Source organism: Bacillus sp. FSL R12-0074 (genome assembly GCF_038005725.1).
GTDB classification, from domain to species: Bacteria; Bacillota; Bacilli; order Bacillales; family Bacillaceae_G; genus Bacillus_A; species Bacillus_A mycoides.
Window position 1 is genome coordinate 3,174,985 of record NZ_JBBOTR010000001.1, and the last position, 24,668, is coordinate 3,199,652.

A 24,668-nucleotide genomic window follows, 5' to 3' on the forward strand; every position below is an offset into this window, starting at 1 on the left:
CTTCTACATTCTTACATTAAGAAACAATTGGATCTTTTGCAAGAAAAAGAAAAAGAATCTATTTTGAAAAAAATTATTCAAAATAGATTCTTTCATTTTAGTATTAAGATTATTTTAATAAAAACAATTTCTACTCTTACTAAGCTTTAGAAATATCAACAAATCCTTCTCCGAACACATCACGAACATCGTGTATAGCGATGAACGCAGCCGGATCCGTAGTTTGAACAATCCGTTTTAGCTTCACTACTTCTTGCTTATTAATAACAATATAAAGAATTTCCTTCGGCGTTTTCGTGTAATAGCCATGACCTGAGTACACAGTAACCCCTCTGCCCATTAAGGTAGTTACCTTCCCGGCAATTTCATTCGGGTTATCAGAAATAATCGTAATGGCTTTCTTCGGATTTAAACCTTCAATTACAAACTCCATCACTTTCGTTGCTACATATAGCATAATAATTGTTATCATCAGTTTTTCTGCACCAATGATGAAATAAGATGAAAACGCAACGATTAAATCGAAGAACAGTAAACCATAGCTAATGCTCCATCCTAAATATTTATGCGTCATCCTTGCTAAGATGGTAGTACCTGCTGTTGTTCCGCCAACACGAATGATAAGACCAATCCCGCACCCGATAAATATTCCTCCGAAAATGGCATTTACGAGCATTTCATCCGAAGCAATCGTCCAGCCTTCTGTTAAATGAAGAAATAGCGAGTTAGTAACTACAGCAATGATCGTATAAATTGTTGTTATCTTATTCAAAAATTTATAACCAGCTATTAACAAAATCGCATTTAAAATTAAGTTAACTAAGCCTGGTGACCATTCAAATAAATAGTACGTAATAATCGTGATACCAGTTACTCCGCCTTCTCCAAACTCGTTCGGAATAACAAACAAATTCACACCTAACGCAAAAAGAAATGCACCAATAATAATAAAAATAATGTCTGTCGTTCTTTTTTTCATACAGTACCTCACTTCTTATGTAAATATTTATTCTGCCATAAACTCTCACCATTATATCGTGGAATATTCAAATCGAACAGTGGTTTATTTTTATTTTAATATAGGGTAATAAATCAACTTTATCCTATATCCACATGTAATTTAAATAGGGTAACAACTTTATTTATCCTTTTCGGCAAGAAGACTCCATCTGAATTGTGTTAGGGGTGAAACCCAACAATTCAGGTGGAGATGAATTGCCGTCAGAAGGTAGACTGAACTCTTTTGTTTCCTTCATAACAATTTTTTGAGGACGAATATTTGTTTCTTTTTGTCTTACGATATGTCGTAGATAAAGAGGGATTATATCGTAAGACAACGAAATTGGATAATAATAATCATTCGGTCACTTGAGCCAAAAGGAATTACTGTAGAAGAATGGAATTACGCTGAAGAACATGTTCATATTTTGTTCCGTTTCGTTCCAAATATTGATTTGTCAAAAATAATTTTAATGAAATCTCTAAGAAAGGTGGTGAAAACGATGGTTAAAAAGAAAGCAGTGAAAGTATTACGTAAACAAAAGAAAAGAGAAAACATACAACGATTCACGCAGAAACAGAATATCGGACGGGCTTGCCTCACAGCTAAAGAATTTCGTTTACTGCAACGCATGTCACATAGTTCAAAAGCATTGCGAAATGTTGGATTGTACACGATTAAACAAAGTTATTTGAACCATAATAAAATGGCTACTGTAAAAGAAGTGGACAATGCCATGCAGGCTGATATGAACTACTGGGGCATTCAATCAAACTCTGTTCAAGCGATTCGTAGAGCCTTATTTACAGAAGTGAAGAGCTTTTTTAAAGCATGGGAACAGTGGAAGAAAAATCCTGAAACCTTCACAGGTCGTCCTAAGTTTCCAAATTATTCTCGTTCAACGGACAAACGAATTATTGAAATCTATCAAGTTCCAAAAGTGGATGATAACGGGTATTGGATGATTCCGATGAATGTTGCATTCAGGAAAAAATTCGGTTCCATTAAAATACGTATGCCAAAGAACTTAAGAAATAAAAAAATCTCCTACATTGAGATTGTACCGAAGCAAAAAGGTCGGTTCTTTGAGGTGCATTACACATATGAAATGCACGTTTCTCAAATGAAGCAACAATCCACGACTACTAGTAACGCTTTGAGTTGCGATTTAGGGGTAGACAGATTATTAAGTTGCGTAACAAATACAGGTGATGCATTTTTAATTGATGGAAAAAGACTAAAATCCATTAACCAGTACTTCAACAAAATGATAGGTAATCTGAAGCAAAAAAATGTGGAAAATGGACTTTCAAAACGTGTTGTAACGAACAAAATGGCCACACTTTGGCATAAACGAGAAAGACAAGTAAAAGGTTATATTTCACAAACTGTAGGCTTGTTGTTCAAAAAAGTGAAAGCATTCGATATAGATACTATTGTCGTAGGGTATAACACGGGTTGGAAACAAAAATCTGATATGGGAAAAAAGAATAATCAAAAGTTTGTTCAAATTCCATTTCATAAACTGATTGCAGCGATTGAGAATAAATGTATAAAAGAAGGCATCCGTTTTTTGAAACAAGAAGAAAGCTATACTTCAAAAGCTAGTTTTCTGGATAAAGATCCGATTCCAGTTTGGTCTAAGGATGATAGGGCGCATTATCGCTTTAGTGGCAGACGAATCACTCGTGGCCTGTACCAAAGTAAAGCAGGAACATGTATCCATGCTGATATTAATGGTGCGTTGAATACATTGGAAAAATCAAGAGTTGTAGAATTGGATGACAACCTCAAAGTGAAAACGCCGATTCTATTAGAAGTGCAAAAACGTAAGGCTGTTGCTTCGCGCATAGCTTAGTGGGTGCGTCAAACATCCATGTGTACTCGACTTGTCGGGGCTTGTAGCACACGCCGGAGTCATCTGAGTGGTGGCTTCTTCCACAAGGAAGAACTGCTCTTTTTCGAAAGGGTGGTGCAGGTGGGAAAACAATCGTTCGTTGCCGGTACCAACCAAAAACTTACTTGGGGTGTTACCGTAAGGTGGCATGAATTCTAGAGCGTCAAACTTGTCTAGCGATAGATGAAAAGACCTAGAGTTCTAACTCAAGCCCCCACTGAAACGCTTCATCTCAGTGGGGGTAGTTGACTATGTACTACAAATAAAGTTTTGATTTCACATGCAATTGTTGCTAAAAAAATGAATATGAATACTCACTCGCACAAACTTCGAATACAAAGCAAATAGGCGAAGCTATAGAATAGACTTCGCATCAAACATTTAATCACAGAGATTTATATTTATACATTCCAGAAATAAATTTACTTATCTTTCTCCATATATTCTTTAATCTTTCGTTCTTCCCACTCTTTTCCGAATATCCCAAATGGAAAAGTTGTCAAACCGTGTATAACGATACCGATTCCCCAACCTCCAAGTGGATATAAAAACCATAATTTACTTGAATCAGAACTTATATTTATAAAAAACAGCATTAAGTTAACTAGTATATAGACCGTTAAATGAATGTAAAACGCTTTTAAATTCTCCATCCTTTTTTTAGCTCGTAAATAAACCTCATCTCGCTCCACCCTTAAACACCTCTTTCATTATTGTATTTTTTAAACTCGCTCCGATTTAAACATCATATTCTAATCGAAAATCCCTTATTCTCAAAAAACACAAAATAAAAAATACCCATCAAATTGTCATACACATGATAATTTGATGGGTACTGCATGATACATTTAGTTTTTACATTTATTGTTTGGAGTAAATTGCAAATAACGACTTATACTCGCCTTATTAAGACCAGATCCATACATCCTCATTATTTTCAACGTTGCTCTTTACTTCATGAACTTTTTCGATATGATCCGTTGTGTTGTAGTTAATAGAAATTCCGCCCCAGCCTACATACTTCATATCAATTTTTACTTTCTCACCCGTATTAAATACTTGTCCTTTAGTTAAGTACACTTCAATAATAGCTTTCTTCCCATTTACTGATGGATACTGCACTACAACATATTTAGTAGAAACGTCTCCCTCATCTTCCATCGTTCCTACTTTTGATACTTCCCCAATTACATAATCAGGAGAACCGTCTTCTTTCATGTGCATACCTAATTTATTTGAAGTATTTTCAACTGTATTTGCAATCATATATTCCGTAAAATTACGCATCATAGATCCAGTAGCTTTTACTTCATCTCCTACTTTCACATTTGAAAGGGAATCCATGTATACACTAACAGGCTCCTCATATTGCTTAGATTTTACAACAATCACACCTTTATCTACTTCTATTACTCGTCCTTCTAACGTCGAGAAATTCGATTCAATAGAAGCGGCACTCGCTTTTGACAGTTCTAATCCTGGTAAATTCGCTCCTGATAATGCTGCGATCCCTAAAGCACCTGCTAAAATTATTTTTTTCATACCCATATGTAACCTCTCCATTCATGATGATTATATTTTTTTGATTGGATACGACCAACCTGTAACTATTGTAGTTACAGGTTATAAAAAATAGCAACCATCTTTCTCATGCAATGTTGCGTACTGTGATTTTTAAATATAAAGTTTGATAAAAAGATTTATTGTATCTTATTCCTATATTCAGCAATAGTGTTAGGTTCATAAATAACAGCAGGTGTATTTGCTAATGGTGGCGAAAGTAAATGTCATGTACTATGTTCTTCAACTCTACGGTTTGTATAGTCGTAGTTAATTACATTATGTAGGAGCGGAATTAATATGTTAATGAAACCAAAAAGATTACAGCCAGGAGATATTGTGGCGACAGTAAGTTCTTCATGGGGAGGTGCTGGTGACTCTAAGCTAAGATGGCGATATGAGCAAGGAGTAAAAAGATTAGAAGACGTCTTCGGTCTTAAGGTTGTCCCAATGCCAAATAGTTTAAAAGGTAGCGAATACCTTTACAACAACCCACAAGCTCGTGCGGAAGATTTAATGACAGCATTTAAAGATACTCGTATTAAAGGAATTATTACGAATATCGGTGGAGAAGATAGCATCCGTTTACTTCCTTATATAGATTTTAATGTTATACGCGAAAATCCGAAAATCTTTATGGGCTACTCTGACGATACCGTTTCACATTTGTTTTGTCATAAAGCAGGAATTCCCTCTTTTTACGGTCCAGCAATTTTAACCGATTTTGCCGAAAATGTAGAGATGGATCCATATACAATTGAAATGGTAAATAGAACACTCTTTTCAAATGAGGCCATTGGCGAGATTCAACCAGCTCATGAATGGACGAGTGAGCGTTTAGAATGGATAGAGATAAATAAGGATAAAAGGCGTACGATGCAACAAAACAATGGATATGAGCTACTTCAAGGCTCTACTACTGTACAAGGGCGTTTAATTGGTGGTTGTATGGAAGTACTGGAATTTGCAAAAGGAACGGAACTTTGGCCTGAGAAAAAACATTGGGAGAATAGTATCCTTTTCTTTGAAACCTCTGAAGATCATCCAGAACCAAGTTATATAAAGTATTGGTTACGAAATTATGCAGCGCAAGGCATTCTGCAAAAAGCAAATGGCATCATTTTTGGTAAACCAAAAGACGAAACATATTATGAAGAATATAAACACGAAATACTGCAAGTAATGAAAGAACATAATTTAGAAGATTTACCGATTCTTTATAATTTAAATTTTGGCCATACCGAGCCGAAGTTTATTTTACCTTACGGTGCGATGGCAGAAATTGATTGTGAAAATGTATCCTTTTCTATTTTAGAGAGTGGCGTGGAATAAATAAAAACACTCCTATGAGATATGACTGTGAATTGATACTTTTTAAAAGTATATAATTGGAGGGAGATTACGTTTATGGAAGTAACATTTACAGTAAGTAAATGGGATGAAAAACTAATCGATGATACTAGAAAAGATTTCCCTATTAATATTGCCCATGTTGAATATGATATTGATGGTGAATTAAAAGGAAAAGCTTTTGTTGAATACTTATTATATTATTTAGACTCAAATATAAATGATGGTCACTTGGCTACTGCTAAAATTTCTGGATTTTTACACTTTGAAGGAATTTATAAGGGGCAACAAGGGACATTTACAGCTATAGAGCAAGGAATATTTGATAAAGGAAATCTAGATTCCCCAGGAACAATTATTAAAGCTACTGGTAACTTAGAAAGTCTGAGAGGGTCCTATAATTATCAGTTTACAGGTCAAACCAGTAAACTAATTTTAGAGTTTGAATTTTAGCAAAATATCCTATAATTTAGTGGAAAGGACATTTCTTGTAATACTAGGAATGTCCTTTTTTTGTTGACGAGCTTATTCAACTATTCTTCTATTAGTTAAGAAAAGAACAGAGTATATTACATAACGTCTTATTATCAGTATTCAACGATGCATAAAATTTTCGTTATGGTGGAATTAAAAATCTAAGCTCGAGAGGCATGTGGCCCCCACCTATTCATTACTTTTCCTACTAACTAAAGAATAATCCCAGAAAAACTCCCCTTCATAACTTCTTTTTCAAGTTGGTTCCTACATATAAACATCGCAATAATTTTTGTGCGATGTTTTTCATCGGGCTCAAATTGTTCAATGGTTACGTCACAACGAATGGTATCACCGCTAAAGACAGGACGTACAAATTCAAAATCCATTTTGCGAGCTAGTACGTTATAGTCACCGCCAATTTTTGTAGGCAGCGTTGATGTTAACAGCCCTTGTACAACAAATCTCCCCTGCTCATCTGGTTTAACATGATGAACACCTTCATCTTTAGATACTTCTGTAAATAAAACAACATCTTCTTTTGTAAACGTTCGTTCAAAGGTGATTTTTTCGCCTACTTGCAATTTCATCGATACCCCTCCTCAAAAACACTTTTAACATAAGAAAAACCGAAACTATAATCATTTCGGTTTTTCAATCTAAAGAAGTCTATATTTATTTTAACGAATGAACAAACAACCCACTGCGCAGTTTTGGTTCAAACCACGTTGATTTTGGTGGCATAATTTCTCCAGCGTCTGCGATTGATAATAAAGCTTCCATTGATGTCGGATATAATGAAAACGCTGCTTTATATTCACCGCTATTTACAAGGCGTTCTAGTTCTTCTAATCCGCGGATTCCTCCGACAAAATCAATGCGTGAATCAGATCGTGGATCGTGTATTTCAAGTACTTGGCTTAATAAATGATCTTGCAGAATAGATACATCTAAACCTTTAACGAGATCATTCGCATCAAACGTTTCCTCTTTCACTGTGAGTCTATACCATTTCTCATTTACATACATACCAAATGTTTTTGGCTCATTTGGTTTATACGGAGAAACAGCTGCTTCTTCTACATAAAAGTATTGTGCAATTTGCTTTAAAAACTGTTCTTCTGATAAGCCATTTAAATCTTTCACAACCCGGTTATAGTCCCAAATTGATAATTCATCATGAGGGAATAAAACAGATAGGAAGAAATTGAATTCCTCTTCTCCTGTGTAATTCGGATATTGCTCTCTTCGCATTAGTCCTACTTTTGCTGCTGATGCTGAGCGATGATGCCCATCTGCAATATAAAGATTAGAAATATCTTCAAATGCGTTTACTAAAGTAGCAATTACATCCTCATCAACTATTTTCCAGGCAACATGCTCCACGCCATCTTCTGCTGTAAATGTAAAGATTGGCGCATGTTCTTCTTTCCAGCTTGCAATGAAACGTTTCACTTCTTCTTTTGTACGATACGTTAAAAAAATTGGCCCCGTATTTGCGTCACACACATCTACGTGGCGAATACGATCAAGTTCTTTTTCATGACGCGTTCTTTCATGTTTTTTAATTGTATCATCTTCATACTCGTCAATCGATGTACAAACGACAAGGCCTGACTGCGTTCTTCCTTGCATCGTCAGTTCATAAATGTAAAGCGCTGGCTCCTCATCTTGAACGAACACTTCTTCTTGTATAAATTGCTTTAAATTTTCACCAGCTTTTTCATATACGCGATCATCGTACGGTGAAAGTGCCGGGTCTAAATCAATTTCTGCTTTATCAACGTGTAAGAAAGAATATGGATTCCCTTTTACAACTTCTCTTGCCTCTTCACTATTTAATACGTCATACGGTAAAGCTGCTACTTGTGCTGCTTTTCCTTCTACTGGACGAATAGCACGAAACGGTCGGATTTTTGCCAAGTTTCTCTCTCCTTTACACAATCATTCGAACAGCTACAACACCTGTGATTTTGCTTATATTTTCCACAATATTCTCTTTTATTATATCATCAATTCCGTTATCAATATCAATCATTGTGTACGCCCAAGAATGTTTACTACGATTAATCATATCCGCAATATTAATATGATGTTCTGCTAAGCATCCTGTAATTTGTCCTACCATGTTCGGAACGTTTTGATGCATAATTGTAATTCGTTTTTTTCCAATGTACGGAAGTTCTACGTTTGGATAGTTTACTGAATTACGAATATTACCTGTCTCTAAATATTCACGTAATTGACGTGCAGCCATTACTGCACAATTTTCTTCAGATTCAGACGTAGATGCACCAAGATGAGGCGTTGCTGTTACATTTTTCATCTTTATAACATTTTCATTCGGGAAATCTGTTACGTAATGTGTAATAATATCTTCTTCTAACGCTTTTTGAAGAGCTTTTTCATCTACAAGTTCTCCTCTTGAGAAATTGAATAGACGCATTCCTTTTTTCATCGTCTCTATAGCGTGTTCACCAATAATCCCCTTCGTTTGGTTCGTAAGAGGAATATGAAGTGTAATATAATCACACGTTGCAAAGATTTCATCTAGGCTAAACGCTCTTTGTACTTGCGTAGAAAGACGCCATGCTGTTTCAACTGATATATACGGGTCGTAGCCAACAACGTCCATCCCTAAAGATAACGCATCGTTCGCAACTAAAGCACCGATTGCGCCAAGACCGATAACACCTAAACGTTTCCCTGCAATTTCTGATCCAACGAATTGCTTCTTCCCTGCTTCAACAAGCTGTGGTACTTCTTCTCCATCCAACTCTTTCGTCCAGCTCACTCCTTTTATAATATTACGGGAAGACATAATAAGGCTTGCGATAATAAGTTCCTTCACTGCATTCGCATTAGCCCCTGGCGTATTAAATACTACAATCCCTTTTTCCGTACAACGCTCAACAGGAATATTATTTACACCGGCACCAGCTCTTGCAATCGCCTTTAAATCTTCTGAAAACTCTTCTTGATGTAAAGAATAGCTGCGAAGTAAAATACCATCTGGATGACCTACTTTTTCTCCAATTTCATAGCGATTCCCATCAAAAATTTGCAAACCCTTTTCGGCAATTTGATTTAACGTCTGAACACGAAACATATCCCCATCTCCCTATCTATTTTCAAGCTCAAATTCCTTCATATAGTCTACTAATTCTTGTACACCTTGGGTTGGCATCGCATTGTAAACACTAGCGCGCATACCGCCGACTGAACGATGTCCCTTTAGCGTAACGAAACCGCGCTCTTTCGATTTTTGTAAAAACTGATTGTTAAGCCCTTCTGACGGTGTTGTAAACGGAATATTCATAAGTGACCGATACGTGGGATCAACTGGTGAAGTAAACAATTTAGATTCATCTAAAAAATTATAAAGAAGTGAAGATTTCATTCTATTCTGTTCTTCAATCGCAGATACCCCGCCTTGTTCTTTCAACCACTCTAGTACAAGTTTTGCTACATAAATACTAAAGGATGGCGGTGTATTATATAGGGAGTTATTTTTACTGTAAGTTTCATAGTTTAACATCGTAGGACAAGCACTATTTGCACTGCCAATTAAATCTCTTTTTATAATTACAATCGTTAAACCCGCTGGCCCTAAATTCTTTTGCGCACCCGCATATATGAGACCAAACTTCGTAACATCATATTGTTCTGATAAAATATTTGAGGACATATCCGCAACGAGCGGCACTCTTTCTAAATGTGGAATATCCACATATTTTGTCCCCTCAATTGTATTGTTCGTTGTAATATGTACATAATCTAGTTCTTCATCCTTTGGTAAATCATCCATTTTAGGAATCGTAGTAAACTTATCTTTTTCAGAAGAAGCAATCACTTGTACTTCTCCTACTTTTCCGGCTTCTTGCAGCGCCTTTTTAGACCATGAACCTGTCAGTACGTACCCAGCTTTTTTATACGTACTCATTAAATTTAACGGTATCATAGAAAATTGTAATGACGCACCGCCCTGTAAAAATAAAACTTCATACTCATCAGGAATGTTCATTAATTCACGAAGTAAGCTACTTGCTTCATCAATAATACTTTGGAAATAAGAAGATCTATGGCTCATTTCCATAACAGACATGCCTGTCCCGTTATAATTTACAAGCTCCTTTTGCACTTTCTCTAAAACTGGCAAAGGGAGTATAGATGGTCCTGCTGAAAAATTATACACTCTCTCCATCACCCAGATAACCTCCCTATTTCTCATTTTTATTATTTTTTAAACTTTCTGAATTATAACCTATATACAATACACGGTCAATTTGTTTTCCGTTATTACGGTGCAAGACGCAATGGAATCGCTTGCATGTGCACCCTGCTTTTTATAAACATACAAAAAAGTGTTAAGTACATAATCGTACTTAACACTCTAGTAATTAAGTATAATAGCTACTTACTCGTAAAGAACCTATCGAAAATTTGATAAATAGCTGAAAGACCAAAGAGCCAATAAATAGTATCCACAAGCGCCGGCATAGAACCAAACCATTTCTCAACTACATTATAATCTAACGCCACAAACAACCAATTCAAACCGCCAAGAATCACCAAAATTACTGTAAGGTATGACAAAAATTTCATTATGATTGCCCCCTAGGTGATAAGATGGTGAAAGGCCTTTCACTAAAATATATGTAATAGATTCTAAAACTTACCTATTTTATAAAATTTATTTTCGATACCAGCCATTAATAACTGTCTCTGCTTCTTTACTATGTATTTGATATGAATGATTACTATCATTAGATCCGATAAACCAAATTGAAAAACCTTTAAAATATGGCTTCGCTTCTAATACATCTCGGTAAGCACGCCACCCGTTAAGTTGTACATCTTTCGAAAACACATTCGTAACATCTGGGTTCCACGGGCTTTGTAATCCAAGTTCGCGTGCTGGAACGTTAAATCCACCAAAATAAACTGGCTTTCCTGTTGTTTTATGTAATGTCTCAAGTTGCTGAACGACATTTTGGCCACGATTGTATACTGTCGTCGCAAATAAGCTTTGTTTTACTTCTTCGTATGATGGATTTCTTTTTCCTGAAACTTCAAACCAACTATCAATACTTACAATGTCCACCTTTTTTAAATACGGGCGATTTATTTTCTCTTCAAATTTCGCCTCAAAAGAAGGATCCCAACTTGCAGTTAACCACCAATTCATTTGATACAAAACATTTCCTTTATACTGCTGGCGAACAAAATTAATCGTATCATTCCAATATCCTTCTGCATATTCCATATTCACGAAATTAGAAGCGATTTTCAGCCCATAAATATTGTACTTACTTGTAATGGAATTAAAAATATCTTGTAAAACAACCGTTTTCCAATTCCAGAAGAAATCGTTAATATTACTAGGGTTCCACTCTGTTTCTCCAATATTTCCTTGCTGAATAAACGGAAACGGCTCCAATATAACTTGTATATTACGCTTTAATAATTCTTGAATTAAAATAATAGCTTGTTTCTTTTGCGCCTGATTAATTACCATATTAGCCGAATTCACATCCGAAATATCTACTTGAATAGGTACATTCACCGTATTTAAATTCAAGCGCTCTACATCTGCTAACACTTTCGCTACATTGCCTACTTCCCCTACCGTTACGTTTCCTGACTTTATTTTTCCAGATTGAACAGTATTTACATCCGCCTGTATATTTCCCTGGAAACAAAAAGAAAACAACATGATACACACTCCTAAAATACTTATTAAACTCTTATTTTTCTTCACAAGTTTCCCCCTATAATTTTTGACATACTTGCTTATTCTATACAATGTTTCACATATATTCCACAAGAATATTTAATGAAATTTCATCAATAAAAATGCTATTCACCCTTTATCCATACCTTATTCATACTAACCTCCTAAAAATAGTAAGGTAAATAAAAAAGGAGCGTATTTCTGCTCCTTTTTTATCCTTATACGATTGAATTTATTGACTTCCTTCTGGTAACTTAATTGGATCGAATTTTTCATATGAATCAATTTTTATGCTCACAACTGTATCCAATTTTTCGTTATCCGCACTAGATTTTTTATCTGTATTACGTTCACTCAGTTTTATAGCTGTGCGCATCTCTTCAAATTTATAATCTTTCGTTATTATATATTCAACAGTTAACGCATCCATATTAAATCCTTCCATTAATTTGTTCATATCTCCATTAATTTTCTGTAATGTATCTACTGCTTCTTTCCCCTTTAAGTCAAGTGTAAGCTTATATGTATCTCCCTCCTTCTTTGCTTTCATTTTCTTAGCCAAAACTTCCGGTAAATCTAACTCATTAAGTAAATTTTCACTTACCATTACGTCATTTATATTAAATTGATCACTAGGTATTGTAATTAATTCTCCTGTACCAGGGTCTTTCACTTGAGCAACGACTTTTCCATCTACTTCGTACGTTACAATATCTGTTCCACTTATTTTCATTTCTGCTCTAGAATTCTTTCGTTTCGGCTCCATTTGAATGTTCATTTTAATCTCTTCTGATTGACTGTTCCCCTTCATTGACATAAGAGACGTTAAAGTGAGAAAATCCTCTTGTTTAAAATTATCACCTGCTTTTTTAAAAATATCTTTCGCTACTAATTCATTTTCTTTTTGTACAGCGACTGGTTTCGTAACATTCGTTTTCTCACTACTACAACCCGTTGTCAAACCTACTATTAACGCCAAACTAGATGCTACAATCATTTTCTTCATAATGATCCTCCCCATTCCTTATTAGAAATAATTACACTTCATGTATAGTAAATTAAATGAATTAATATAAAAACAAATACAATACTTATTTCACTTCTAAACTAAACCAATTGTTAAATCCATATACTAACGTAACTAACGCTCCAATAACACCAAAAACAACTATATTTATACCAATTGAAGAGCCAAATACAACAGCCATTATTGACACAATCATTAATAAAATGGCGATACTATTTATCTTAATTTCTACTATATCGCCATCCTTTACTTTCTTTTCTTTACTCCCAAAAAAGAATTGTTTTACTTTTATATTTGCTTCATCTCCCTCAAAAGGAAGCGTATATTCTTCATTATTTTCAAGTTTCATTACTACTTCATTATCTACCTTTACAGCGACTCTTGCTGCTCCTCCCATCATTCCCGTTGCCCTTACTACTTTAATACTCATGCTAAATCCCCCCTGCTTCAACGCCTTGTGACTCTATTTTCCCGAGTAGCTCTTCATATTTTTGCATCTCTTCTTGCGCATTATTCCAGCTCTCACCGTAAATATGAGTTAACTTTCTTGCTGTTATTTCAATTATAAAAGAGCTATCTCCATTTTGAAGTAATACATACGTTCTTGTATCCTCTTTATATATTTTCATAGGAGTTGCTTTTTTTAACTTCTCCCCGGCTGGTTGTCCTACTTTTTCTAACATAACCGGTACATAACTTTTCTCTATAGCTCCCTCAATTGTACTTCCATTCCAATCACCTTTTCTTAATACGTATAATACAGTTACTACTTCTAACTTATCGAACGATTCTTTTTTATCTTTGAGCGCTTTATCTTGTTGCTCTACAATAATATCCTTCGTTTCTTGACTCATTTGTGGCGTCGTATTCACCGCATTTGTATTATTTAAGTTATACAATTTTCCAACTTTAAATATAAAGGAGATCGATAAAACGACAATTAAACAAATATACCATTTATTATATTTTGGTGATTCAATATCTGAATATGATTGAATCTTTTTATGTTCAGCTGATGATAAAGCTGGTTCTTTCACTGCTGCAGCAACCTCTTGCTGCCCCTCATACACAGTTCCTTTACTCCAAAAGCCCTCTAGCTGTGCTTCCAGTTCTTCTTTTGATAGTTTCGCAGCTGGAATAGTAGTAGCTTCTCCTTTTTTAACTGTACTTTCCATATTGGAAATTTCACGATTTCGAATGATTTTATTTTTTTTCACATTGTATTCAGCATCAAAGCGTGTTCCTAATCCTACTTCTTTATGAATCCGCCCTTTTATAATAGATGAAATGATATACATCATAAAAATAACTATATACACGGAACCGGCATACCAACCTGTTAAATATACAGGGAGGATTATCCATCCTAAAAGGCTTAAAACAACTAAAATATAATATAATTTAAGACTCTTCTTACTTGTAAACGAAAATATTTTACAAAACTTAGAAAATGAATTCCAAAATGTATACGTAAAACTTGCCATAAAAGCACAATACTTATTTTTCGTTCCAATTGTATCTCTATAAATTTTGTAGGCACCTTCATGATTCGGCTCTAATCGTATTGCAGTTTCAGCTAGCATTCTTGCTTTTTTAAAATTACCTTTTTCTTTTGCAACATTTGCAAAATACACTAGATTTGTTACATTTTCTGGATTCAGCTCTAACGCACGTTTTTCCGCCTTTATTCCCTCTTCTATTCGTTTCGGATAATAACTTAAAAGAATAAAAGCATATCTTCCTACATACATATCATTTTCAGGTTCTAATTCTATCGCTTTGTTATAGTATGTAATACCTTTATTTAGCGATTCGATATATATTTTTGCCTCACCCACATAAAAGTAATATACGCCTTCTTCCGGATAATTTTTTATCCCTATTTCTGCTATCTCTTTTAATCTCTCAAAATTTTCTTGCGCATAAAAAATATCTAGCGCTGTTAACAAAACATTTTCATCTAAGTGATCTATTTTTAGTGCCTCTTCTAAATATTTACTTGCTTCATCAATTTGTCGAAATCCAAAGTAGTACACATGACTTAAACAAATATAACCAGTAGCATCTTCTGGATCTTCTTTAATCATCCATTCCGCTTCTTCTTTTGCAAGCTCAACATCACCAAGCTTCAATAAGTGCGAGATTCTCCTAAGTTGCTCCTCCATCTATTCCTTTCCCTCCAATCTAATATCATTTATTTCAATTGGTGTTCTTCCATATACTCTAATACTTTGTCAAAATCTTTATTTACATCACTAAACGTTGCATAATTTTTTGCGCTTGAGAACCAGTCTAAAGTTGTCGGTTGCCGTTTTTTCATTGCTTTTAATAAATCTTCATTGGATAAGGGTTGTAACTGTCCCGTTTCAAATGAACGCTGAATAGCTTCATTAATAGCATCTTCCACTAAATATGTTAAATCTGCCCCTGAAAAATGCTCTGCATACTTCGAAACAAAATCTAACTGCAATTCCATTCTCGGTTTATCCTTTGTTTTCAACTCTAGTATTGTCAGTCTTTCCTCGTTATTTGGTGGTGCCACAAAAACAAGTGAATTAAAACGGCCTGGTCGTCGTAACGCTGGATCAATATACCATGGTGTATTTGTTGCCCCAATTATATAAACACCTTCATTAAAAGAATTGCTTCCGTCCATCTCCACTAGCAATTGATTAACTAACGTTCTTTGATGATGAGCACCCATCTTCTGTCTATTCCCGCCATATGCGTCTAATTCATCTATAAATAAAATACAAGGCTTTGTTTTTCTTGCCTCTTCGAACACTTCATGTAAATTTTTCTCCGCTTCTCCTGACCACATCGAGAGTATTGCTTGCAACTCTAAATGAATAAAATTAGCGTTTATCTCACCGGCAACTGCTCGCGCTAAAAATGTCTTACCGCATCCAGGCGGCCCATAAAATAATAAACTACCTCCTACTTTCTTACCGAAAGCTTGAAAATACTCTGGATTCTTAATCGGCATAATAAAGTCCATATTGATTTTCTTTTTAATATCTTCCATTCCGCCAACATCATCAAAAGTTATTTTACTCTCTTCCACTTCAACCATTTGATTTTTTTCTCTATCAAAAGAAATCACTTTAATTTTCTCTCGATATTTCTCCATGTCGTTCATTCTTGTATTTATCCCCCTATAAAACCCTTTAATTTAGAATACATGTATCCCTATTTCTGTAAAACCTTAAACAAAATATTCCAAAAAAAAATTATAACAAAGTTCCACAGAATTTTTTGTCAAATTTTGTCGCAAGACGAAAAAGAGACCCTTACCTATAGTAAGAGCCTCTTCTAACATTATTTCGGCTGTAAAGTTAACACCTTCCCTTCTATCCCCTCCGTATTCAATGTAGTCGTATGATACTCACCATTCACCCAATCATCTATTTGATCATGATACCAATCGCTTTTAAAATGTCCTGACTGTCCCGGCCCCACTATATGATAACCGTTTGACATATCTTTCGTATCAATAACGAATCGCCAAGAAGCCCCATGATTTACAATACCGTTATCTCCGTAACTCGCTGCTTGAACGGTAACTTGGCTTCCGCCAATTGGAACTGGTTTTTCACGATTAAATGCAAGTAGTGCTAGCATACTAGATGATTTTGAAATTGGATGTGTAAAAGCAAGTTGATGGTAATCGCCCCACTTCCACTCCGCAACATTCGGTCCATATTCCTTCTGTAATTTCTTCATTACATTTTCGTACGATGTATGCACAACTTTCGTGAACCCTCCGTACTTCGTAAACCAAGCGCTATTTTCTCCTGCTACTTCTTTTCGAATCAATTCATCAACTACTTGTGACTTCCCTTCAAATAACTCCATCACATCTTTCGGTATTTCTTTTGAAAATAGCGTATTCGAAATCTCTTTCATTAACAAATGGAATATTAATGGTGCCGCTTCATCTTTACTATCGTAAAAATTCCACTTTGTTAATTGTTTTACGCCTTCTTTCTCTACTTCATTTAAAGATGCTTTATTTAACTCTTTTAACAATATAGGAGTAAACTCTTTCCCATATAAATTTTTTTGATCCATCTGTAACTCTTCTAAATCTTTTACCGTATACTTATCCTTCTCTTGCAAAAACTCTTGAATACGCATTTGCCTGTAGGGTTGCGCCCACGTATTACTAATATGGTACGGATAATTATCATCAACAATTTTATTATTTGCAGTTGAAATAAACCCTTGTTTTGGATTTATTACTTTTGGAAGTTGATCAAACGGAATATACCCTTCCCATTCATATTCATCTGTCCATCCTGGCACAGGCAAACTACCATCACCTTTTTTACGCACTGGTATATTTCCATTCGCTTTATAAGCAATTGTGCCATCGTTTGATGCAAACACAAAGTTTTGAGTCGGTGTATGAAAATCTTGAAGAGCCGTTTCAAACTCATTCCAATCTTTCGCCTTATTCATATTTAATACAGCCTTTAATTCAGCGGAAGGCTCCAAAGCAGTCCATTTCAAAGCGAATACTGTTTTTGTTTTCTCTTTTCCTTTATCCGCAAACTCTGAAATAACTGGACCATGCCTCGTAACCGTAACGTTATACGGAATTGTTTTCCCGCCTTTTACTTTAATAGATTCATCAACAACCGTAGCCTTTTCCCATTTATCGTTATACAAAAATTCATTTTCATTATTAGGATTTCGCTTCTCAATATATAAATCTTGCACATCGGGACCTGTATTCGTAACGCCCCATGCTATTTTGTCATTGTGTCCTAATATAACGCCTGGTACTCCTGCGAAAATAACGCCACTCACATGTAAATCTTTCATTTCAAGTTGCGATTGATACCAAATAGAAGGTGCCGCAAGAGATAAATGAGGATCATCCGCTAAAATTGGTTTACCAGATACACTCTTTTCACCACTCACAACCCAGTTATTACTACCGTTAAACTCTGGTGGAATAACTGTCTTTGAAAAACTTTGTGCTACGTCCACATTTGTATTTTTCAATTCAGCTAGCAATCTAGGCGCATCTTTCGGATATGTAGGAAATAGCTCATTTGCTTGCTCTTTCGGTAAATTTTTCAGCGCCCAATATCGAAATGCTTGTCCGTGCCAATGTCCTCCTAAATCAAACGCCATATACTTTCCAATCGTTAAAGAATCCACGATTGACCATTCAGCAGGTTCATAGCCTAATAAAGTAAACTCAACCGGCAATTTCTTTTCGGCCTTCGCTTCACGTATAAAAGTATTCACCCCATCAGCAAATGACTGCAGGGCATATTTCGCTTCCCCATCATATTGACTAACAGATGCTTCTGCCGCTCGCCGTAAACCGAGCGTTCGAAACAATTTATCTCGATCAACAGCTGCTTCCCCTACAACTTCACTTAACATACCAGAAGCTTGTCTTCTACTTAAATCCATTTGAAACAAACGATCTTGCGCTTGTACATACCCTTGCGAGAAATATAAATCATGCGCATTTTCCGCTTTAATATGTGGTACACCTTTACTATCTCGTTTCACCGCAACAGCATGTTGTAAATCCTCAAGTTTTATCGTTCCATCTATCTTTGGCACAGAACTAAGCGTATATATGTTCAAAAAAATCATAGCGCAAATAAACAAAAAAAGAACGATACTACTAGACCAAATAAAAATTCTTTTTCCCCTATTTCGTTTCTTTTTTATGACGACTTCCATACAATCCCTCCTCTCTCAATCTATTCGCTTCTATTGTGAAAGAACCTTTTAGAAAAGAAGAAATCATTACTTGCTCATGCTATGGATCATACAAACTGAATACTTCTCTCTTACGCACTATTTCCTTTCCTTTATTGAAGCTTACTCGTCCTTTCTTACACCAATTCCTCAAAATCCCCTTTACATAAGCGAGCGTTCGCTTATTATGTTCAAACGCAATTTTAAGTGCCTCTAGTACTTTATCCCCTGAAACTCTTTGCATCCATTCCTTTAATTCCTTCACGATATATGGAGATAGACTACTAATGTTTTGTTCGTAAAATTTATAAACTTCACTATGCGGAGTGGCATCCTCTACTCTTTCTACCTCTTCCTTCTCTTCCTTCTCTTGAATAATTGCTTGTTGTGAATTACTACTAACCTCTTCCTCTGGCATACCAAAATACTGAAGTAATAATGGAATCTTGCATTCTTCTTCAAGGCATTTACGCAAAAACTTATGTAGGAACTCTTTACTTTTCACCATTTTCAGCTCACGTAATACACATTTCTCTATGTTCGTATTAAAAATAGGATTATAGTGTAACCAATTTATAATGAATAACTCTTTCGTTTCCGCATCATATAAAATCTTCCCGTATTCCACAAACCGGTTCAATAACTTCTCAACAGTCTCCATACTGTAACCAGTTTCAAGCTCTGCCAAACGCTTCGGTAATATGTAAATACCACATTGCTTCGTTTTCGTACCAGTTAACAAATATATGTAAAAATAACGCTCTTCTGGCGTTAAATCTAATATGAATTCATCTTGCCAAAAGTTCACCTGCACATTACGGTACACCGCCATATGTTTCCCACCTCCTTTTATTCATAAAAAGGCAAATTTCAATCCTTCAATATACATATAGGAATGAGGGCTTTATTTTTGCATTTGAATTCCAAATTTTTTTAACTACTACAACGCCGGTTTTATTTTTTCGCGCTTGTTTTGTTCTTGTAGTTGTTTTTGTTTTTGTTTTTTCTTAGTGATTTATTACTTGGTAGGTGCTTATAAGGGGCTTTGAAGGGGCTTATATAGTGTTTTCATTCCTCTCTTATCCGATGCCTAATTACAAATGTCTCCAACAATCTTCATATATTGCAGACAACCATTATGATTCACCTGCTCATATTTACACGAAAATAAAAAGCACTTGTTGCCTTCGTAGACAATTCAGTGCTTAAAGTTAAAAGCTTATAAATAAAAGTGTCTATAATCGACATAGTTGATTGAAATACAATTCTGTTACATTTATTTTAGTAACGATAATATGATACATACCGAATTATCTACAACTGAACGTTCTGGGCGAGATTTCATTAACACCGTTAATCCAATTAATGAAGTGACTAGCGTTTGTGCCAATGATTTAGCATTCACATCACTTTGCAGTTCTCCAGACTGAATTCCTTTAGTAATTAATTCTTGAAATATAACTGAAAGATACATTTGATGTTCTCTAGTCAGCACTTCAAATTTTTCATTATGAGGAGCAAGTTCCACCATTGTGTTAATACAAAAACAGCCTTTATTTGATTCTTTTTTATATTCCTCTTCCACCATATTTTCAAAAAATATACGAATGGCCTCTTTTACAGATTGTTCTTTTTGAAGTTTTGTTCGAATGCTAGCTGCGTGTAAATTCGTGTATCTCCGTAATGCAGCTTCAAATAGCCCTTCTTTATCACCAAATGCCGCATATAAACTCGGTCTTTGTATTTCCATTTTAGCAGTTAGATCACTTAATGAAGTAGCAGCGTATCCTTTCTCCCAAAAAAGTTGCATAGCAGCATCCAAAGCTTTTTCTTTATCAAATTCACGTAGTCGAGCCATTTAATCCCTCCTCTTTTTTCACCTGTTTTCTAAATTATAAATCACGTTTTTATGTACTAATCAGTATATTATATATCGTATTAAATTATAAATGATATGTCAAAAGAAACTGAATTTAATTTACAATTCACTTGACATAACAACTTATCCCTGATTATATTTGACTTACGAAATAACATACCGTTCGGTACATTATTTCAAAAACAAAAGGAGATGATATTATGGATACTAAAGAAAAAATGACAGCTGCTCTTACACAGAATAATGATCAGTTCCAATCACCTATCAATACAATCATGCCCCGCTATATAACTCTATTATTTTCCATAGCTTGCGGGATGGCTGTGGCGAATATATACTTCGCTCATCCTCTACTTGATTCTTTATCAAATGCGTTTAAGATCAACCATTCAACTATTGGTGTCGTTATTACGATTACTCAAGTTTGTTATGCACTCGGATTACTTTTATTAGTTCCACTTGGTGATTTGTTAAACCAAAAAAGACTTATCATTGTTCAAATGCTTTTATCCGTTTTCGCTTTAATTGTGGTCGGAGTCGCTCCTTCCAGTACCGTACTTTTTATAGGTATGGCCTTAGTCGGAATTCTTGCGACTGTTACGCAGACACTCGTCGCATACGCATCCATTTTAGCTAACCCAAAAGACCGTGGGCGAATAGTAGGTTTCGTCACGAGTGGTGTCGTAATAGGAATTCTACTTGCACGTACATTTGCCGGAACATTAACAGATCTAGCGGGATGGCGTTCCGTTTATCTTACCTCTGCTGTACTTATGCTCTTCGTAATTGGTTTGTTATATCGTAATTTACCTAGTCTTGAACATAAAAAAACAGCTATGACCTATCGTAAATTATTACGTTCTGTTCTCTTATTATTTGTAGAAGAAAGGATCTTACGTATTCGCGGAATATTAGCATTGCTTATTTTTACTTCCTTCAGTATTTTATGGACTTCATTAGTTTTACCTCTAAGTGTTGCGCCATATAATCTATCACATACAGCTATCGGAGCATTTGGTCTTGCTGGAGTTGCTGGTGCATTAGCTGCCACTAAAGCCGGACAACTTGCTGATCGCGGATTCGGAGAGAGAACTACTGGCATAGCCTTATCCTTATTATTACTTTCATGGCTCCTAATTAAATTAATGAACCATTCTCTATTCCTACTAGTTATCTGTGTTATCCTTTTAGATTTAGCTGTGCAAGCTGTACATGTCACCAATCAAAGTATGCTTTTCACAGTGCGTCCAGAAGCGAGAAGTCGCCTCACTGCCAGTTACATGATTTTTTATTCTATCGGCAGTGCAACAGGTGCAATTCTTTCCACAAACATTTATGCAAGCTACGGATGGAACGGAGTTTGTATATTAGGTGCATCCGTTAGTGCTTGTGCTCTTTTATTTTGGGCAATGACCTTACGGCGATCGTCATAAATAAAAGGGGAATAATTTTCTAAACACTGTGGCAATTTCATATGTACCACTAAACGAAAAAGCAGTCGAGACTGCAAAAGAAGTTGGTATAGTTGAAGTAAAACGTGATAAGAAAAAAAGCAGTCTTCTAAATGCTTCCGAAAGTATTCAGAAAGAACTTGATAGAGGAAGACTTGGTTTCAAACGTAAATATGTAAGGTGTTAAAAGTATGAAGGTGTCAATCTAGGAAAGATTGACACCTTTTTTGTGGACATTACTAGACTAACGGGACTGAAAGTTAAAGGGAACCAATCATTCATTTCCCTCTATACATCTCATACTTCTTCTATCAATTTATATACCCTATCTCTTTTCTCATCATTTTTGATAAAAGTAAGCTTTCCTTCTGTAACAAACCCTTCTAATATTAAGCATACTTGTCCAAAGGCTTTAGGCTTATTCGTTGTAAATCTTTCATCTGATATTTTACCAGATCGTATTAATTGTTCGCATAGCTCAAGTGCACTTATTTCTTCAGAATTAAATAATCCCAAAATATCTTTTTGCAAGGGCGATAAAGGTGCTGGGATCTCAGCTACCTCCACTTTTTCTTTTTCTTCTTCAAATAAATCTTCAAATGAAATTTGATTCATTACATCTTTTCCTTTCTAACAACTGATTTGTATAACATGAACTGAATCCTATAGGTACGAGAACTTTAAATATTAGTTATTGTTATGTAGTACTTACCTTATTACATGAATTTCAAACTCATATACATCATTTCATATAGTATGTTTTGATTATACCAAATATACGTTCTGTCTTCTATTGTAGAATTTTTTATAACAGGAATGAAAGTAATAGTGAATATTTATCTCCTCGTTAGTTGTATACACTATGTAAAAAAACAGAAAAAATGTTTACATAATAAAATTATAGTTTTCTATTAAATTTCTACGCTAAAACGTAAAAAAGCACTTGTTGCTTTTAGTTGACAATCAAGTGGCTTTAAGTTCATCTGTTTTTAAGTAACATTAAATTTGTCAGTTTTATAATAACAGTAGGACACCTTTGTATGTCATGACAACTACAACGTTAAAACTTATGAGTTTGTACGTTTTCGTTAGTTTTATGTTCATTCCATGTGTTTTTATATTCATGCCCCAGTAAAATGTCATCTCGCCTAAGCTCGTACTTCGTTTTCTATTCTATCATTGCACGTAGTACTCTATGATGGTACAACCATCATGGGTCTCTACTTTTAAACCACTTATTGTTTTTCTTTCCACCACAAATATACTTTATTTTTTATCTGGTGAATATACAATTATTCTCCCTTCTGGATATTCACCTTCCCATCCACAAGGCCATCCCCCAAGCTTATAAACCTCAAAGATTCTTTCATAAAAATTATCAACTTTTCCATTTACTAAACGATTTAGTGCACACATATGTAAATCTCCAATTATTTCTTCAAAAATATCAATATATTGTAATACAAAATCACCTGGATAGTTCTCGGATGATTGAATAATCTCCCTTATAGTACGCTCCATAGAGTTTAAATCATGCTCATATAATTGTCCTATTATTTCCCCACCTTCTGAGGATTTAATATCTTCCCAAACGTTTTCAACCTCATCCAAATCTTGAGACCATGCCAATTCTTGTGCTCTTTCATACTCATTAACCATAACAACATCACGATTTAGAAGGTTTTCATTATGAAAAGGTTGTAAATTTGTAATAAAATTAATAACCTCTTCGACTAATTGAGTGTTTTTTCCGTACTTCATTTATTTATCCACCTTTCCCAAAGTTCTTCAGTAGCACCGCCACCTCTTTTCCAAATCTTTATTTCTTCATTTAATTTTGTTTTGTAAAACTTCTCAATACCAATTTCTAATACCTTTGATTTGTATAATGGCAAGCCACTTTCTGTACCTTTTTTTAATTTTTGTTGCAATTCAAACACTTGTTGTTCCAACTCCTTAATACTTTGATTGATATTTAATTTATCTAACTGATCTTTAACCACATTATTATATACACTATGAAATCCTCTATGCCTAGACAAAGCACTTGGATCTTTTGCTGGTATCGGTAAAAATATCCCGTTATCAGCATGATCCATATCCATTCCAATTTTCTTTAATACCGGATGATTTCTTAAGTTTTTAGGTATTATATTTTGCGCCTGATATCCTTTCCGTGATGCAGAACGTGGAAGCCCCATGGATTCCAATATATTTTGCCCTAATTTTGTAGAACTACCTCCTGTAACCTTTCCAGGGGTACCTGGAATAAGTCTAGTAGCTTCTTCACCCGTACCCTTAACACCACCGCTCTCCAAATTCGAGATCCTACTCTGAATACTCGCCTTAGAGGCATCATGGGCTTCTTTTTATCCTTCCATTAAGTATTACTTCTTCACCTTTAATGAAGAGGGATAGTTCACATCTTTTGCTAATGTATTTTCAATTATATAATACTAGTAATTTCTGTTAGCCCTAATTCATAAAAATAATTTTTATACACTCAAAGCATACCTATCTATTAAAAAACACTCGTTGCCTTTAGTCGACAATCAAGTGCTTTCAGTTC

Annotated in this window: 23 protein-coding genes and 1 pseudogene; 5 read left to right on the forward strand and 19 right to left on the reverse strand. The window is 34.9% G+C overall.

Annotated features, from left to right (window positions below):
* Window positions 1–139: 139 nt before the first annotated feature.
* Complete coding sequence (locus NSS97_RS16490; protein WP_000747487.1) at window positions 140–979, reverse strand: YitT family protein; 840 nt, start codon at window positions 977–979, stop codon at window positions 140–142.
* Between the two features lie 403 nt (window positions 980–1,382).
* Here NSS97_RS16490 and NSS97_RS16495 point away from each other — a divergent pair, with 403 nt between their 5' ends.
* Entirely contained in the window at window positions 1,383–2,858 is a 1,476-nt protein-coding gene (locus NSS97_RS16495) for a transposase (RefSeq protein WP_341114653.1), read from the forward strand.
* Between the two features lie 461 nt (window positions 2,859–3,319).
* On the opposite strand, the gene NSS97_RS16500 is transcribed toward NSS97_RS16495, so the two are convergent.
* Window positions 3,320–3,589 (reverse strand): 2TM domain-containing protein, encoded by a 270-nt coding sequence (locus NSS97_RS16500; protein WP_002128109.1) that lies wholly within the window; start codon window positions 3,587–3,589, stop codon window positions 3,320–3,322.
* 214 nt (window positions 3,590–3,803) lie between these two features.
* The gene (locus NSS97_RS16505) at window positions 3,804–4,445 is read right to left on the reverse strand and encodes an ATP F0F1 synthase subunit alpha (protein ID WP_107886602.1); all 642 of its coding nucleotides are present in this window, start codon (window positions 4,443–4,445) and stop codon (window positions 3,804–3,806) included.
* Window positions 4,446–4,757: 312 nt separating this feature from the next.
* On the opposite strand from NSS97_RS16505, the gene NSS97_RS16510 reads away from it, so the two are divergent.
* Window positions 4,758–5,789 (forward strand): S66 family peptidase, encoded by a 1,032-nt coding sequence (locus tag NSS97_RS16510; protein ID WP_341113437.1) that lies wholly within the window; start codon window positions 4,758–4,760, stop codon window positions 5,787–5,789.
* A 75-nt stretch (window positions 5,790–5,864) separates the two neighbouring features.
* On the forward strand, window positions 5,865–6,260 hold the full coding sequence (locus NSS97_RS16515; RefSeq protein WP_044443456.1) for a DUF3224 domain-containing protein: 396 nt from the start codon (window positions 5,865–5,867) through the stop codon (window positions 6,258–6,260).
* Between the two features lie 233 nt (window positions 6,261–6,493).
* Here NSS97_RS16515 and NSS97_RS16520 read toward each other — a convergent pair whose 3' ends face one another.
* From NSS97_RS16520 to NSS97_RS16580, 13 genes are all read right to left on the reverse strand, one after another.
* Window positions 6,494–6,871 (reverse strand): MaoC/PaaZ C-terminal domain-containing protein, encoded by a 378-nt coding sequence (locus NSS97_RS16520; RefSeq protein WP_044443454.1) that lies wholly within the window; start codon window positions 6,869–6,871, stop codon window positions 6,494–6,496.
* 85 nt (window positions 6,872–6,956) lie between these two features.
* Window positions 6,957–8,204, reverse strand: coding sequence for a DUF1015 family protein (locus NSS97_RS16525; protein ID WP_107886600.1), 1,248 nt, complete (start codon window positions 8,202–8,204; stop codon window positions 6,957–6,959).
* A 13-nt stretch (window positions 8,205–8,217) separates the two neighbouring features.
* Complete coding sequence (locus tag NSS97_RS16530) at window positions 8,218–9,390, reverse strand: 3-phosphoglycerate dehydrogenase family protein (RefSeq protein WP_341113443.1); 1,173 nt, start codon at window positions 9,388–9,390, stop codon at window positions 8,218–8,220.
* Between the two features lie 12 nt (window positions 9,391–9,402).
* The gene (serC, locus tag NSS97_RS16535) at window positions 9,403–10,485 is read right to left on the reverse strand and encodes a 3-phosphoserine/phosphohydroxythreonine transaminase (protein WP_044443514.1); all 1,083 of its coding nucleotides are present in this window, start codon (window positions 10,483–10,485) and stop codon (window positions 9,403–9,405) included.
* A gap of 209 nt (window positions 10,486–10,694) precedes the next feature.
* Window positions 10,695–10,886, reverse strand: a complete 192-nt coding sequence (locus NSS97_RS16540; protein WP_002084566.1) for a DUF378 domain-containing protein — start codon at window positions 10,884–10,886, stop codon at window positions 10,695–10,697.
* A gap of 88 nt (window positions 10,887–10,974) precedes the next feature.
* The gene (locus tag NSS97_RS16545) at window positions 10,975–12,042 is read right to left on the reverse strand and encodes a glycoside hydrolase family 113 (RefSeq protein WP_341113446.1); all 1,068 of its coding nucleotides are present in this window, start codon (window positions 12,040–12,042) and stop codon (window positions 10,975–10,977) included.
* A 205-nt stretch (window positions 12,043–12,247) separates the two neighbouring features.
* Window positions 12,248–13,021 carry a DUF6612 family protein gene (locus tag NSS97_RS16550; RefSeq protein ID WP_107886598.1) on the reverse strand — a complete coding sequence of 258 codons (774 nt, stop codon included), beginning with the start codon at window positions 13,019–13,021 and terminating at the stop codon, window positions 12,248–12,250.
* Window positions 13,022–13,106: 85 nt separating this feature from the next.
* The gene (locus NSS97_RS16555; RefSeq protein ID WP_044443445.1) at window positions 13,107–13,472 is read right to left on the reverse strand and encodes a hypothetical protein; all 366 of its coding nucleotides are present in this window, start codon (window positions 13,470–13,472) and stop codon (window positions 13,107–13,109) included.
* A gap of 1 nt (window position 13,473) precedes the next feature.
* Window positions 13,474–15,207: a hypothetical protein gene (locus NSS97_RS16560; RefSeq protein ID WP_107886597.1), complete on the reverse strand. Its 1,734-nt coding sequence runs from the start codon at window positions 15,205–15,207 to the stop codon at window positions 13,474–13,476.
* Window positions 15,208–15,236: 29 nt separating this feature from the next.
* Window positions 15,237–16,181 (reverse strand): ATP-binding protein, encoded by a 945-nt coding sequence (locus NSS97_RS16565; protein ID WP_341113451.1) that lies wholly within the window; start codon window positions 16,179–16,181, stop codon window positions 15,237–15,239.
* 179 nt (window positions 16,182–16,360) lie between these two features.
* On the reverse strand, window positions 16,361–18,751 hold the full coding sequence (locus NSS97_RS16570) for a penicillin acylase family protein (RefSeq protein WP_341113452.1): 2,391 nt from the start codon (window positions 18,749–18,751) through the stop codon (window positions 16,361–16,363).
* 79 nt (window positions 18,752–18,830) lie between these two features.
* The gene (locus NSS97_RS16575; protein WP_341113455.1) at window positions 18,831–19,601 is read right to left on the reverse strand and encodes a DnaD domain-containing protein; all 771 of its coding nucleotides are present in this window, start codon (window positions 19,599–19,601) and stop codon (window positions 18,831–18,833) included.
* Window positions 19,602–20,045: 444 nt separating this feature from the next.
* Window positions 20,046–20,627 (reverse strand): TetR/AcrR family transcriptional regulator, encoded by a 582-nt coding sequence (locus NSS97_RS16580; protein WP_044443435.1) that lies wholly within the window; start codon window positions 20,625–20,627, stop codon window positions 20,046–20,048.
* 221 nt (window positions 20,628–20,848) lie between these two features.
* Between NSS97_RS16580 and NSS97_RS16585 the strand changes: the two genes are divergently transcribed.
* Window positions 20,849–22,081, forward strand: coding sequence for an MFS transporter (locus NSS97_RS16585; protein ID WP_341113458.1), 1,233 nt, complete (start codon window positions 20,849–20,851; stop codon window positions 22,079–22,081).
* 10 nt (window positions 22,082–22,091) lie between these two features.
* Window positions 22,092–22,286, forward strand: a pseudogene (locus NSS97_RS16590) (DNA alkylation repair protein); the annotation flags it as partial.
* Window positions 22,287–22,396: 110 nt separating this feature from the next.
* Here NSS97_RS16590 and NSS97_RS16595 read toward each other — a convergent pair.
* The 3 genes from NSS97_RS16595 to NSS97_RS16605 all read right to left on the reverse strand — a co-directional run bounded on the left by NSS97_RS16595 (window position 22,397) and on the right by NSS97_RS16605 (window position 24,438).
* Complete coding sequence (locus NSS97_RS16595) at window positions 22,397–22,714, reverse strand: DUF3895 domain-containing protein (protein ID WP_016091764.1); 318 nt, start codon at window positions 22,712–22,714, stop codon at window positions 22,397–22,399.
* A 651-nt stretch (window positions 22,715–23,365) separates the two neighbouring features.
* Complete coding sequence (locus tag NSS97_RS16600) at window positions 23,366–23,860, reverse strand: hypothetical protein (protein WP_044443431.1); 495 nt, start codon at window positions 23,858–23,860, stop codon at window positions 23,366–23,368.
* Window positions 23,857–24,438 (reverse strand): AHH domain-containing protein, encoded by a 582-nt coding sequence (locus NSS97_RS16605; protein ID WP_341114655.1) that lies wholly within the window; start codon window positions 24,436–24,438, stop codon window positions 23,857–23,859. Before NSS97_RS16605 ends, NSS97_RS16600 begins: the two co-directional genes overlap by 4 nt.
* Window positions 24,439–24,668 lie beyond the last annotated feature (230 nt).